The following is a 13,065-nucleotide window of genomic DNA, read 5'->3' as shown; positions in this document are numbered from 1 at the left end:
CGCCGTGGCGTGATGCGTGCGCCGCCCATTGGATAACGCCGCGCGGCGCCTGCAAAGATTTCAACGGGATGTAACGCGACGCCTGCGACGCCGACGGCTGCCGGCGGCAGCCGACCGGCGGCCTGCATGCGGGGACGTACCCGCCGCCGGCCGGTGCCGGTCCGCCGCGCTCACTGCAGGTGACGCGCGGCGTCGAGCATCGCGTCGGTCAGCTCGATCGTCAGCGTCAGGTCTTCGGTGACGTCGGGCAGCGCGTCGAGCGTGGCCTGCACGCTGTCGTGCAGCATCGCGTGCACGCGCATCCGCGCGGCCTCGTCGAGGTCCGCATAGCGCTCCATCGTGTCGCAGTCGAGCGCGAGCACGACCGCGTGCCGCGCGGTATCGCGCGGCGCATCGGGCGCGAGCGCCCACGCCGCATGAAACATGATCCTGCCGGTCGCGACGTCGACATGAACCGTCGTATCGAGACCCTCGGTCTCGGCGGCGTCGGCGTCCAGCGCATCGTCGTCGAGCGAGATCCGGGAATTCGCTTGCATGTTGTCCTCCTGCGTAGTGGCGGCAGGCCGGCCTCGCGGGCAGCGCCGCCAGCGCGCCGCGCCGGGCGCCGGCGCGACGCCGTGATCGTCAATAGCCGCTCGAACCCGCGCTGCCCGTGCTGCCACCGCCCGAGCCGGTCGCCCCCGGCAAGCGGCTATTGCCGGCGCCCGCGCCAGTTCCGCCCGGGGCCGCACCGGCACCGCCCATGCCCGCGCTGCCGCCGGCACCGCTCGTACCGGTGCTGCCCGTACCGGGGGTGCCCATTCCGGTGCTACCGGTACCGCTGCCTGTGCTACCCATTCCGGTGCCGCCGGTCGCGCCGCCGCCCATGCTGCCGGTCCCGGCGCCTGTCATGCCGCCGGTCGTGCCGCCGGGCTTGGTGCGCACGTCCGGTTGACGGCGCGAACCCGTGCCGCGCGGCGCCTGCATGCGGGTCGCGGGCGGCGGCGCCGCCGTATTGCCGTTCGACAAGTTGCCGCCGCTGCCCTGCGCCGACGCGTCCGGCGGCGACAGGATCGGCGCACCGGTGCCCTCGTCGGAACGCTGCGAGTTCTGTGCCCACGCGGCCGGTGCGGCCGCGACGAGCGCGACGGCCGCGCACGCGAGGATCCGGCGCGCGGCAGATTTCGATTCGGATGCTGGGTTCATGGAGCGCTCTCCCTCAATGGAACCGCCGTAGTGGAATGGCCTGCGCCTTCGATTCAGCAAGGCCCGTGCCGCCACCGATAGGCGGCACGCGAATTGCGGCCATACCCAAGACCCGCGATCCATCCCGATTTCATAGGGAGAGCCCTGCCATGCCCTCAGCTTCCGCTTCCCATCCGCACGGCAAACGCGCGACGCGCCGCCCGGGCCGTGCGCGCAGCAACGATCCGCAGCACCGCAAGCGCTGGTCCGCCGATGTCATGCAAAGAAGCGATGCGCTCGACATCGAGCCCGAGATCTTCAAGTCCGACGACCCGGGCAAGATCGCCGCGTCGCTCAAGCGCTCGGCCGAACACAGCCGCCGCCGCAAGGGGACGCCGTTCCAGTCGGCGATGTCGATGCTGAACTTCTACGTGAACCGCGCGGGCCGCAACCTGCCGAAAACGCGCCGCGCGACGCTCGAACGCGCGAAGCGCAAACTGCGCGAGGCGTTCGGCCGCAAGCCGTGACGGCCCCCGCCGGTTCGCCGTCGACCTGCCCGGCCTGCCCGCATGCATGAAACGCTGTGGTATCTGATCATCGGCGCGGTGCTGATGGGCATGGGCATCGTGACGTCGGCGCTGCGTCATCTGCCGTGCAGCAGCGCGATGATCTATCTTGCTCTCGGTGTCGCGCTCGGCCCGTCCGGCGCCGGGCTCCTGCATCTCGACATCCAGCGCGACGCGCCGCTGCTGCGCGAGATCGTCGAGGTCGCACTGCTGGTATCGCTGTTCGCGATCGGGCTGCGGCTGCGCGTGCCGCTGTCCGACCCGCTGTGGCGCGTGCCGTGCCGGCTCGGCCTGCTCGCGATGATCGTCACGGTGCCGCTGCTCGCCGGCTGCGCGGTACTGACGCTCGGGCTCGGCTGGGGCCCCGCGCTGCTGCTCGCGGCGATCCTCGCGCCGACCGACCCGGTGCTCGCGCACGACGTGCAGGTGCATGATCCCGGCGACCGCGACCTGGTGCGCTTCGCGCTGTCCGGCGAAGGCGGGCTGAACGACGGCATCGCGCTGCCGTTCGCGCTCGCGGGCCTCGCGCTGTGCGGCGCGTCCGATGCTCCGCACGGGCCGCCGCCGCTGTCGGGCACGTTCGCACTGGCCGCGCTGTGGGGCATCGCGGGCGCCGCCGCGATCGGCGGCATGCTCGGCGCGGCGACCACCACGGCGATCGGCTGGCTGCGCACCCGTCATGCGCAGGCACTCGGCTTCGAAGGCTTCTTCGCGCTCGCGTTGATCGTGCTGTCGTTCGGTGCCGCGCAGCTCGCGCATACGTTCGGCTTCATCGCGACGTTCGCCGCGGGCGTCGCGATGCGCCGCGTCGAGCATCGCGCGAGCGGTGACCGCCGGCCGCGCGAAGTGATCGGCAGGATCGATTCGGAAGACGTGGTCGCGACCGAGAAGCATCCGGAGAAGGCGCATGCGTTCATGACCGAATCGGTGCTCGACTTCACGATCGAGCTCGAGCGGATCGCCGAGGCGCTCGTGATGACGATGATCGGCGGCGTGCTCGCCACGCTGACGACGCCGCTCTTCACGTGGGGCTCGGCCGCGCTCGCCGTCGGGCTGTTCGTCGCCGTGCGGCCGCTCGCGGTGCTGCCGGCGCTCGCCGGCTCGCGCGCGACGCAGGAGCAGCGCCGGCTGCTGGCGTGGTTCGGGATACGCGGGATCGGCTCGTTCTACTACCTGCTGTTCGCGCTCGAGCACGGGCCGTCGAGCGCGGTGCGGCCGCTCGCGGCGCCGGTGCTGGCCGTCGTGTCGGCATCGGTGATCGTGCACGGCGTGTCCGCGACGCCGCTGATGGACTGGTATCACCGCCTGCAGCAGCGTCGGCGCTGACGGCGCCGTCATGACATGCCGAGACGCGCACGCATCTGCGCGGTGATCCGCTGCCGCGTGCCGGCATAGTCTTCCCAAGGGTCGCGCTTGAGCCGGTCGAGCCGCTCGTGCAGCGTGTCGATCGTCCATTGCGCGCCGCCCGTGGTGGTTGGCACCTCGTCCCAGCGCAGCGGCACCGACACGCCCAGCCCGGGCCGCGCACGCACCGAATACGCGGCGATCGTGCTCGCGCCGCGGCCGTTGCGCAGGTAGTCGATGAAGATCTTGCCGCGCCGGTGACGCGCGCCCATCGTCGCGGTGAAACGGTCGGGCAGCGCGCCCGCGACATGCTGCGCGAGCACGCGCGAGAAGTCCTTCGCGTCGTCCCAGCCCAGGTGCCGCGCGATCGGCACGACGACGTGCAGCCCCTTGCCGCCGCTCGTCTTGCAGAACGACGCGAGGCCCAGTTCGTCGAGCAGCCCGCGCACGAGCTGCGCGGCGTCGGTCATCGCGCTCCATGGCAGCGCCGGATCGGGATCGAGGTCGAACACGATCCGGTCCGGCCGCTCGATGTTCGACGCGTGCGCGTTCCATGTATGCAGCTCGATCGTGCCCATCTGCGCGGCGCCGAGCAGCGCGTCGACGCTGTCGAGCGACAGCAGCGGACCGTGGCCCGGATCGAGTCCTGCGTGCTGCGTGACGAACGGGATCTCGCGGCGCTCCGCATGCTTCTGGAAGAACAGCTCGCCCGCGATGTCGCCGGGCGCGCGCACGAGCGCCACGGGCCGGCCCTTCAGGTCCGGCAGCAGCCACGGCGCGACCCATTGCCAGTAATGCGCGAGATCGATCTTGCGCGTGCCGCTCTGCGGATCGAGCACGCGCTCGGGATGGGTGATGCGCACACGGCCGAGCACGTCGGAACCGGTATCGTCGCGTGCTGCGTGGGGGGACGGGCGTGAACGTGCGTGGTGCTTGCGGCCGCTTGCATCGTGCTCGGCGAGATCTGCGTGATCGGCATGCTCGGCGTGCGACGTATGCGACGTATGCGACGTGCGATCGACGTGCTCCGCGTGCTTGCGTTCGTGCTTTTCGTGATGCGTGGTCTGGCGTCGCTCCATCGCCCCCTCCGTTTCCGGTTGCTTCGGCACTTCGCGGACGATCTGCGACGCCGGCTTGTCCTCGCGCAGCGCGATGAACGCGGCCTGCCGCACGATGCCGTCGCCGGTCCATTCCGCGAATTCGCATTCGGCGACGAGCGTCGGCTCGATCCAGTGCACGCGCGTGCGCGAGCGTTCGCGCGGCGGCGGATCGAACGGCGTCGTATCGCGTTGCTGCTTGCGCAGGATCGGTGCGAGCCGGTCGAGCATCCGCGTGTCGAAGCCGGTGCCGACGCGGCCGACATAGCGCAGCGGCGCAGGCCCGCGCCGCCGCTTGCCGGCCGCTGCCGGCTCGTGCACGCCGAGCAGCAGCGCGCCGAAGCCATGCCGGCTGCCCGACGGCTCGGTGTAACCGCCGATCACGAACTCCTGCCGGCGCCGGCATTTGAGCTTGATCCACGCGGGCGAGCGCCCGCCGCGATAGCGCGATTCCGCGCGCTTGCCGATCAGCCCTTCGAGGCCGGTATCGCAGGCGCTCGCGATCAGCGATGCGACGTCGTCGCCGAGATCCGGCGAAAAGCGCAGCCGCGCGGGGTCGCTGTCGGCGAGCAGCGGTTCGAGCAGGGCGCGGCGCGCGGTGAGCGGTGCGTCGCGCAAGTCGTAACCGTCGAGACAAGGCAGGTCGAACACGAACAGCGTGATCGCATCCGAATCTCCGGCGCCGATCGCGTTCTGCAGCGCCTGGAAGTCGGGGAGACCGTTCCTGCCGAGCACGACGGCCTCGCCGTCGAGCCAGGCGTCGTCGACGTCGAGCGCCGCGAGCGCGTCGCGCTGCGCGCGCAGCTTCGCGGTCCAGTCGCGGCCTTCGCGCGTCATCAGCTTCACATGCCGGCGGGTGCCCTTGCCCGAAATGCGCGCGAGGATCCGGTAGCCGTCGAACTTCAGTTCGTAGCGCCAGTCGCCCTGCGTCGGCGGGCCGTCGACCAGCGTCGCGAGTTGCGGCGCGACGCGCTCGGGCAACGGCGCGCGTACCGCACCGTCGATCGCGGACGGATCGGCGGGCCGGCGGGCGCGGCTCTCTCGGCTTTCTCGGCTTTCTCGGCTTTCTCGGCTTTCTCGGCTTTCTCGGCTTTCTCGGCTTTCTCGGCTTTCTCGGCTTTCTCGGCTTTCTCGGCTTTCTCGGCCATCGCGGCTATCGCGGCCATGACCGTCATGCGCTGCGGCGCGCGTGTCGGTCGAGTCGCGCCGGCCGCGTTGCGCTCCGCGCGCGCGCGTCGAGCGGCCCACGGCATCCGCACGCGTCGCCGACGCCGCCCCGTCATGCACACTCCCCGGCCGCTCGCCGACGACGTCGAAGTCGGCCTCGCTGCGCGCGTCGTCGTCGCGCTCCTTGATCAGCAGCCACTGCACCTGCCGCCCCTCCTGCCGTCCGCTGCGCACGAGCGCCCAGCCGCCGTGCAGCTTTTCGCCGTCGAGCCGGAACGTCAGCTTGCCCGCGCGATAGCCGTCGCGTGCCTGCGCGAGGCCGCCGTCGGGCGTCCAAGTGCCTTCGTCCCATACGATGACCGCCCCCGCGCCGTAATGCCCGGCCGGAATCTCGCCTTCGAACGACGCGTATTCGAGCGGATGATCCTCGACCTGCACGGCGAGGCGCTTCACCGACGGATCGACGCTCGGCCCCTTCGGCACGGCCCACGACTTCAGCGTGCCGTCGAGTTCGAGCCGGAAGTCGTAGTGCAGGCGCCGCGCGTGGTGCTCCTGGATCACGAAGCGCAGCGGGTGGCCGGCACGCCGGGTCGCCCGCGCGGAAGGTGTCGCGTTCGCCTTCGCGCGCCGCCGCCCGTGCGCGCCTTCGGGTTCCGGCGTCGCGTCGAAGCGGCGTTTGCGGCGATAGGGATCGAGCTTGCCGGCCATCGTGTCACCTCGCGTCGCCGCGCATCATGCGGCGTGCTTGCGGCGCGCGGCGGTTTTCTTCGCCGCATGCTCGCCGGTCGCGGCACGTTTCGCGGCCGGCCGCTTCGCCGCCGGCGTCTTCTCGGCGGAGCCCGTCGATGCGGCCTTCGAAGCCGGCTTGCGTCGCGCGCCGCCGCGCGACGACGCAGGGGAAGACGACGCGGAGGAAGACGAAGCGTCCGCCTCCGCGCCCTCGTCTTCGCCCGCATTGCGCGAGCCCGCCGCGCGCGCGCCGCCGCCGCCCTTCAGGCTGCGTTTCAGCAGCTCGGTCAGGTCGACCACGTTGGTCGCCGCGCGGCCCGTCTGCGGTGGCCGCTCCTCGATCTCCTCGATCTTGCCCGCGCGCACCTTGCGCTCGACCAGCTCGAGAATGTCGTCGCGAAACGTGTCGTGATACTCGTCCGGCGTCCACTTGCCCGCCATCTCGTCGATCAGCTTCTTCGCCATCCCGAGCTCGCGCGCGGTCACGCCCGCGTGTTTCGCGTCCTCGGCCGGTACCGTCAGTTCGTCGAGCGGCCGCAACTCTTCCTGCCAGCGCAGCGTGTCGAGCGCGAGCAGCGGCCCGACCGGAATCAGCGCGCCGAGATGCTGGCGGTCGCGCATCACCACGAGCGCGATGCCGATCTTGCCGCTGTCCTTCAGCGCGTCGCGCAGCAGCGCATAGACCTTCTCGCCCTTGCGGTCCGGCACGAGGTAGTACGGCGTGTCGAGATACAGGAACGATACCGCGTCCGCGTCGACGAACGTCAGGATGTCGACGGTCTGCGTCGATTCGGGATTGGCCGCGCGAATCTCCTCGTCGGTCAGCACGACGTAGCGTTCCTTCTCGTACTCGTAGCCGCGCACGATGTCCTCGCGCGCGACCTCCTTGCCGGTGCGCTTGTTGATCTGCCGATAGCCGACCGGGTCCATCGAGCGCTTGTCGAGCAGCCGGAACGACGGCTTCACGGTGCGCGTCGCGGGAAACAGCTGCACGGGCACGTGAACGAGCCCGAAGCTGATCGCGCCTTTCCAGATCATCCGCGATGCCATGAGTGTCCTCCTTTGCCGGGTGCGCGAGCGCGTGGCGGCACACACCAGAAACCGTCGGGGGCATGGACGCGCCGCACGGCGCGCGCCGCGACGGCCCGGCCGGGACGTCGATGCGGGCTGCGTCCGTCAGGGCGCGCGCAACGCGCGGTCGAGTTCGGCGCGCGTCACGTCGAGCGCGACGCTGCATTCGATCTCGGCGTCCTCGACGCGCGGCTTGTGCTCGTCCACCGCGCGCCGCGCGAGGTCGCACAGCTGCGTGCGTACGCGCAGCCGGTCGGCCGCGCCGAGCGACGCATAGCGTGTGAGCACGTCGGGATCGAAGCGCAGGTCGACCGCGCAGCGCCATTGACGCGCGTCTTCATCGGACGGCACGCGCACCCACGACACCTGGATCGTCAGCCGCCCGGACGCGTCGTCCGCATGCACGACGACGGTCGACTGCGACGGAAAGCCGTTCGCGAGCGCATGCTCGATCTCCGCGATGCGCTGCGAACGGTCGGGGGCGGTCGTCATCGTCGCACGACGCCCAGCAGCAGCGTGACCAGGAAGATCACGACGAAGATGTAGAACAGGATCTTCGCGATCTCGGCCGCGCCGGCCGCGATGCCGCCGAAGCCGAACAAGGCAGCGACGAGCGCGATGATGAGGAAGATGATGGCGTAACGCAGCATGAATGCCTCCTGGAGTCCTGAAGAACGGTGATCGCCGATGCGTGTCGCCGTCGATCACGAATCGTGCTTGTGCCTGGGTTTGCCGTGGACCGGCGTCGAAGCCATTTTTTCGAGTTCCTTTTCGCTCATCGACTTGGCCATCGACTTCGCAGGCGGCTTCAGGTCCTTCATTTTCGTGTCGCCGCGCTTGGCCGACAGGGCGGCTCCTGCGGCGCGTTGCTGTGCCTGGGACTTGGCTGGCATGGCTTTCCTCCTCTCGGTGGCGCGCGACGTCCGTGTGGCTCACGGGCGGGCCGCGCGCGGTTCGGACGGTATCGTCATGCGGCGTCGCGCCGGCGCAGGTCGGCCGGCGGAATCTTCATCGCCTGGCGATACTTCGTGACGGTACGACGCGCAAGAAGGATGCCGCGGCCCGCGAGGTTCTGCGCGAGCGCGACGTCGGACAGCGGATCGTTATGGCGCTCGGCGGCGATCATGTCGCGGATCAGCACCTTCGCGGCCGATGCCGAGCACACGCCCTTGCCGGCCGCCTCAAGCTTGCGCGGGAAGAAATGCTTGAACTCGAACGTGCCGTGCGGCGTGGCCATGTACTTGTTGCCCGTCGCGCGCGAGACCGTCGATTCGTGCAGGTCGAGCTCCTCGGCGATGTCGCGCAGCACGAGCGGCTTCATCGCGATCTCGCCGTAGCGGAAGAAGTCTCGCTGCCGCGCGACGATGCATTCGCCGACCCGCTGGATCGTGTCGAAGCGCTTCTGCACGTTGCGGATCAGCCAGCGTGCTTCCTGCAGCTGCTGGCCCAGCGGCGAATCGCGCTCGCCGCTCGACTGCGCGAACAGCGTCGCGTAGCGCTCGTGCAGCCGCGCGCGCGGCAGCACGGCCGGGTTGATCGTCACGATCCATTCGTCGCGCACCTGGCGCACGATCACGTCGGGTATCACGTAGTCGCCGCGCGTGCTGCCGTAGTGGTTGCCGGGGCGCGGATCGAGCGCGCGCACCAGCGCGCAGGCGGCCTGCATCGTCGCCTGGTTGCAGCCGAGGCGCCGCTGGATCTCCGCCGTCTCGCGGCGCGCGAGCCGTTCGAGATGGTCGCGCGCGATGACCTTCGCTTCCGCGAGCGCCGGCGTGCCGGCCGGAATCGCGTTGAGCTGCAGCAGCAGGCATTCGGACAGCGAGCGCGCGGCGATGCCCGGCCGGTCCAGCATCTGCACGAGCCGCAGCGCGACCGTGAGATCCTGTTCCGACAGCAGCCGCGCCGGATCGGCCGCGGTCAGCAGTTCGCCCAGCTCCTGACGCAGGTAGCCGTCCTCGTCGAGCGCGTCGATCACGATGCGCGCGGCCTCGCGGTCGCGCCGGTTCAGCGGATAGAGCCGCAATGCGTCGTGCAGCTGCTGGTGCAGCGACGGCTCGGCGGCCATCCACTCGCCGGGCGACTGGTCGCCCGCGTCGTCGGCCTGTCGCCCCGTGCCGCGCGTGGTCGGCGCGGCCGTGTACGACACCTCGCCGTCCGGCGGGCGCACTTCCTCGTGCTCGGGTGGCAGCTCGGGCGGTGCGGCTTCGGCCTCGGGTTCGGGCGCGTCGGCGGCTTCTTCGTCGCCCTGCCCGTCTTCGAGAAACGGATTCGAGTCGAGCGCCTGTCGCAATTCCTGCTGGAATTCGAGCGAAGACAACTGCAGCAGGCGAAGCGACTGCTGAAGCCTCGGCGTGAGTGCCAGATGCTGTCGCATCTGGAGCGCAAGCGTGACGGACATCGATGCCCTCCTGACGGTGTGCGGAATGCGTATACGCGAATTCACGCAGCTACCGTGCCAGGGACGCGAAGCGCCGTGCGGCGGGGCTCCCGAGGGTTCGTACCCTGTCGGCCGCGGCCCGGGCGCACCCTTTTTTACAAGCGCCAGCAAGTTAGGGGCACGGCATTCGCTCCGCGCGGATATGCCGTCGCACGAATCTGCCGTCGCAGGCGGGAATCGTTGCGCGGCATTCGTGCCGCATGCCGCGCGTCGTCAGTACAGCATCGGCGGCGGCGTGCCCGGCAGCGTTCGACCGCCCTGCGTGCCGTTGGGCCCCGGCGGCGGCACGTCGACCGGCTCGCCGCCGGTCGCGCCCGGCGGCAGCGTGTTGTATGGCGACGGGCGCGTGTCGTAGCGCGTATTCGCGTCCGGCATCGTCGTGGTCGGCGACGCGCCGTGGCCGTCCGGCGGCGCCGGCGGTGCGCCGCCACGCGTGCCGTAGGTGCCCTGCGGTTGCGTGCATGCGCCCAGCGCGCACGCAGCGGCGAACGCACAGGCGCACACGCGGATCGTCTGGATCGGTTTCATCGGAACCTCCTTCGTGAAGTGCGGTGCGCGGCACCGGGCCGGCCGTGACGGCACGGTTCAGAGCCGGTTGAAATGGAAATCGCCCGCATACGCATTCGGAGCGCGGCGCGCCATCATCGTGTCGAATTCGGCCGCGACGCGCATCAGTGCGCCGCGCTGCCGCTCGATACCGGCCTGCTCGAGCGCCGCGAACGCGTCGGCATCGAAGGTCACCGTCAGCGACGCTGGATGACCGTCCACGCGAAAGCCGAAATGCAGTGCGCCGGCCGGCTGCTCCTCGGCATGGAACGGCATCGCGCGCGCCTCGAAATGGCGACCGAGCGTCTCGGCCACGTCGCGCAGCATGCCGGGTTTCACGCTGATGCTCATCGTGGGCTCTCCGTGGGTGGGATGGACGCGATCGGCGGCACACGGGTCGGCGGCACACGGGTCGGCGGCACGCGGGTCGGCGGCACGTGGATCGGCTGCGCGTAGGTCGGCTGCGCGTGGATCGGCGCCGCATGAATCGGCCTCGCATGAATCGGCCGCGCGTGGATCGGCGGCGCCCGCGTCGGCGGCTCGCGCTCCGGCGGCGGATGCCCGGGCGGGTCGCCTTCCGGATCCTGATACGGTTCCGGCGTGCCGGGCGGCAGGTCGTCCGGCGCGGGCGGCTCGGGGTCCGGTTCGACGTCGGGTATCGGCGGTTCGGGCCGGTGCAGCGACTGGGAGGCGTCTCGGTTCATTGGGGGCATTCGATCGTTGCGTCGTCCTCGCGGGGCCCGATCGGTTGGCGCGGCGCGCGCCGCTCGATCGTCTACGAAAGGCAGGGCCGCAAGCTGCGTGCCGTCTGCGTGCCGTCCTGCGCCTGGCTTGCACGCCGTCTTGCACGCCGCCTTTGCGCGCGCCGGCGCGCGGCCGCGCGCGCCACCCGCCGTACGCCGTGCCTTCGCTACACCGCGCGCTGCAATTCTTTCAAGGGGCAGCGCGCTACGCGTCGTACGCGGCCATCACGAGCCACAGCTCGTGGTCGTCGTCGCGCACCCGCGCGGCGAGCGCATACGGATCGGCCGGCTCGCACGCGCGCTGCAGCGCGAACCGCGCCGGCTCGGTCGAGCCGAACGTCTCGTCGCCGAGCGGCCGCACGTCGGCCTTGCCTTCGAACATCCGGCGATCGGGCCGGTAGATCAGCGGCTCCTGTTTCCACGCGCTGAAATGGCTCTTCACCGACTCGAACCCGCCGCCGCATACGTTGATCTCATAGCGCACCCCTGGCCGCCGTTTGGGAATCGTCATCGTGCCTCCCGCTTGATTTGCGTGTGTGCGGAGCATTGCACCGCGCGTTGTGGCCGGCATCCTGCGTCGTCGTCCTGCGTCGTCATCCATCGAAGAAGCGGCAAGTCCCGTGCCGCCCGGTCGCGACAGGCACGGCCGTTGCGCGATCACCGCGTCATCGTCATCGCCTCGGAGCCCCGCCATGAAGGAATCGACCCGAACCGGCCGCGACGCGCCGGCGCACCAGCCGAAGCGCGATCCGTCGCCGCCGTTGAAGAACCAGGATCAAACGAAGACGCGCCACTCGGAGCGCCATATCGACAAGCAACTCGAGGACACGTTTCCCGCGAGCGATCCGCCCGCGACCGGCGGCGTCACGCGCATCGAGCCCGACACGCCGCCGGGCACGCACGACGACGGCCCGTGGCAGGACCCCGCCCGACGCCGCGACGAATGACGGCCGGCACTCGACGGACACCGCTGCCGAACGGCACGCCGCTTGCTGCCCGCTTGTTGCCCGGCACGGACCGGACTCGCCGACTCACGCGGCCCGGATTCAACCCGCAAGGAGGACTTCATGCAACGCGTCAACGAAATCATGTCGCAGGACGTCGTGCGCATCGCGCCGACCGACTCGATCCGTCATGCGGCGCAATTGATGGAGCGCTATGACATCGGCGCGCTGCCCGTATGTGACAACAACCGGCTGATCGGCATGGTCACGGACCGCGATCTCGCGGTGCGCGCGATCTCGGCCGGCAAGCCGCCGGAAACGCGGATCCACGAAGTCGCGTCGGGTCCGATCGAATGGTGTTTCGAGGACGATTCGCTGGAAGAGATCCAGCATTACATGGCCGACGCGCAACTGCGCCGCCTGCCCGTCGTCGATCACGACAAGCGGCTCGTCGGCATGCTGTCGCTCGCGGACATCGCGACGCGCACGGCCGGCGCCGCACGCGACGACGTCGCGAACACGCTCGAAGGCGTGTCGCAACCGAAGCAGACGTGACGGGGCCATTCGTGCTCCGCCCCGACTACCCGCGCGACCCGCAGGGCCCATCCCGGGCACGGTCGCGCTCCACGCAGCCAGGAGGACAACCATGCAGACTCAAGGACAGACCCGCATCGTCGGCAAGGGGGCCGCAACCGCGGCCGGGCCCGGCCCGGACGTGATGGCGGCCGACACGCTGGAAGGCGACAAGGTCTATACGACCGATGGCGACGACGTCGGCAAGATCAAGGACATCATGCTCGATGTGCGCTCGGGCCGCGTCGCGTACGCCGTGCTGTCGAGCGGCGGCCTGCTCGGCATCGGCGACAAGCTGCTTGCAATTCCGTGGAGCGCGCTTACGCTCGATACCGAGCGCAAGTGTTTCCTGCTGTCGGTCTCATCCGAGCGAATCCGCAACGCGCCGGGCTTCGACAAGGATCACTGGCCGGCGATGGCCGACCCGCAATGGGCCGAGCCGCTGCACGAGTACTACGGCAGCACGCCGTACTGGAGCGCGGGCGACGAGCTCGGGCTGACCGATCCGACCGAGGAACTGAACGATCCGCGCGCGCGCGACCAGCATTGATCGCTCTCGATTTGCCGGTGTATTAGCCGACGTGCCCCGCGAAAGCGGGGCTTTTTTTGGGCTTTCTTCGTGACGGATCGCCGGGCCGGCCCGGTCCTGTGAAGCCGGCGTCGCCGGCCGGCGGCCGGGCGCGC

Annotated in this window: 17 protein-coding genes; 5 read left to right on the top strand and 12 right to left on the bottom strand. The window is 70.4% G+C overall.

Going from position 1 to position 13,065, the window contains the following annotated elements; genetic code table 11:
* Positions 1-170: 170 nt before the first annotated feature.
* Both NQV17_RS10505 and NQV17_RS10500 read right to left on the bottom strand, forming a co-directional pair.
* Entirely contained in the window at positions 171-536 is a 366-nt protein-coding gene (locus tag NQV17_RS10505; protein ID WP_257772050.1) for a DUF3022 domain-containing protein, read from the bottom strand.
* 88 nt (positions 537-624) lie between these two features.
* A complete protein-coding gene (locus tag NQV17_RS10500; RefSeq protein WP_257772048.1) occupies positions 625-1,185 on the bottom strand; it encodes a hypothetical protein in 561 nt (186 codons plus the stop codon).
* A gap of 149 nt (positions 1,186-1,334) precedes the next feature.
* Between NQV17_RS10500 and NQV17_RS10495 the strand changes: the two genes are divergently transcribed.
* Together NQV17_RS10495 and NQV17_RS10490 are read left to right on the top strand one after the other, a co-directional pair.
* Complete coding sequence (locus NQV17_RS10495; protein WP_044843392.1) at positions 1,335-1,691, top strand: DUF3175 domain-containing protein; 357 nt, start codon at positions 1,335-1,337, stop codon at positions 1,689-1,691.
* 42 nt (positions 1,692-1,733) lie between these two features.
* On the top strand, positions 1,734-3,056 hold the full coding sequence (locus NQV17_RS10490) for a sodium:proton antiporter (RefSeq protein WP_257772044.1): 1,323 nt from the start codon (positions 1,734-1,736) through the stop codon (positions 3,054-3,056).
* 8 nt (positions 3,057-3,064) lie between these two features.
* On the opposite strand, the gene ligD is transcribed toward NQV17_RS10490, so the two are convergent.
* The 10 genes from ligD to NQV17_RS10440 all read right to left on the bottom strand — a co-directional run bounded on the left by ligD (position 3,065) and on the right by NQV17_RS10440 (position 11,375).
* Positions 3,065-6,046, bottom strand: coding sequence for a DNA ligase D (ligD, locus tag NQV17_RS10485; RefSeq protein ID WP_257772042.1), 2,982 nt, complete (start codon positions 6,044-6,046; stop codon positions 3,065-3,067).
* Positions 6,047-6,070: 24 nt separating this feature from the next.
* A complete protein-coding gene (locus NQV17_RS10480) occupies positions 6,071-7,117 on the bottom strand; it encodes a Ku protein (protein WP_257772040.1) in 1,047 nt (348 codons plus the stop codon).
* Between the two features lie 126 nt (positions 7,118-7,243).
* Positions 7,244-7,630: a DUF3022 domain-containing protein gene (locus tag NQV17_RS10475; protein ID WP_044843388.1), complete on the bottom strand. Its 387-nt coding sequence runs from the start codon at positions 7,628-7,630 to the stop codon at positions 7,244-7,246.
* A complete protein-coding gene (locus tag NQV17_RS10470) occupies positions 7,627-7,788 on the bottom strand; it encodes a DUF1328 domain-containing protein (protein WP_044843387.1) in 162 nt (53 codons plus the stop codon). Before NQV17_RS10470 ends, NQV17_RS10475 begins: the two co-directional genes overlap by 4 nt.
* 54 nt (positions 7,789-7,842) lie before the next feature.
* Positions 7,843-8,031, bottom strand: coding sequence for a DUF3008 family protein (locus NQV17_RS10465; RefSeq protein WP_044843386.1), 189 nt, complete (start codon positions 8,029-8,031; stop codon positions 7,843-7,845).
* A 74-nt stretch (positions 8,032-8,105) separates the two neighbouring features.
* Positions 8,106-9,536, bottom strand: coding sequence for an RNA polymerase factor sigma-54 (locus tag NQV17_RS10460; RefSeq protein ID WP_257772035.1), 1,431 nt, complete (start codon positions 9,534-9,536; stop codon positions 8,106-8,108).
* A 252-nt stretch (positions 9,537-9,788) separates the two neighbouring features.
* Positions 9,789-10,103 carry a hypothetical protein gene (locus NQV17_RS10455; protein ID WP_257772033.1) on the bottom strand — a complete coding sequence of 105 codons (315 nt, stop codon included), beginning with the start codon at positions 10,101-10,103 and terminating at the stop codon, positions 9,789-9,791.
* Positions 10,104-10,160: 57 nt separating this feature from the next.
* On the bottom strand, positions 10,161-10,472 hold the full coding sequence (locus NQV17_RS10450) for a hypothetical protein (RefSeq protein ID WP_044843383.1): 312 nt from the start codon (positions 10,470-10,472) through the stop codon (positions 10,161-10,163).
* A complete protein-coding gene (locus tag NQV17_RS38035) occupies positions 10,469-10,825 on the bottom strand; it encodes a hypothetical protein (RefSeq protein ID WP_374692687.1) in 357 nt (118 codons plus the stop codon). Before NQV17_RS38035 ends, NQV17_RS10450 begins: the two co-directional genes overlap by 4 nt.
* Before the next feature lie 244 nt (positions 10,826-11,069).
* Complete coding sequence (locus tag NQV17_RS10440; RefSeq protein ID WP_044843382.1) at positions 11,070-11,375, bottom strand: hypothetical protein; 306 nt, start codon at positions 11,373-11,375, stop codon at positions 11,070-11,072.
* Between the two features lie 181 nt (positions 11,376-11,556).
* Between NQV17_RS10440 and NQV17_RS10435 the strand changes: the two genes are divergently transcribed.
* The 3 genes from NQV17_RS10435 (at position 11,557) to NQV17_RS10425 (ending at position 12,931) form a co-directional block, all read left to right on the top strand.
* The gene (locus NQV17_RS10435) at positions 11,557-11,811 is read left to right on the top strand and encodes a hypothetical protein (protein ID WP_257772031.1); all 255 of its coding nucleotides are present in this window, start codon (positions 11,557-11,559) and stop codon (positions 11,809-11,811) included.
* Positions 11,812-11,931: 120 nt separating this feature from the next.
* On the top strand, positions 11,932-12,363 hold the full coding sequence (locus NQV17_RS10430; protein ID WP_257772029.1) for a CBS domain-containing protein: 432 nt from the start codon (positions 11,932-11,934) through the stop codon (positions 12,361-12,363).
* Positions 12,364-12,454: 91 nt separating this feature from the next.
* Positions 12,455-12,931: a PRC-barrel domain-containing protein gene (locus NQV17_RS10425; protein WP_257772027.1), complete on the top strand. Its 477-nt coding sequence runs from the start codon at positions 12,455-12,457 to the stop codon at positions 12,929-12,931.
* Positions 12,932-13,065: the final 134 nt, after the last annotated feature.

It is taken from the genome of Burkholderia sp. SCN-KJ, from assembly GCF_024656005.1.
GTDB lineage: Bacteria > Pseudomonadota > Gammaproteobacteria > Burkholderiales > Burkholderiaceae > Burkholderia.
The sequence above is the reverse complement of the archived record's forward strand: the minus strand, read 5'-3'. Positions and strand labels throughout refer to the sequence as shown.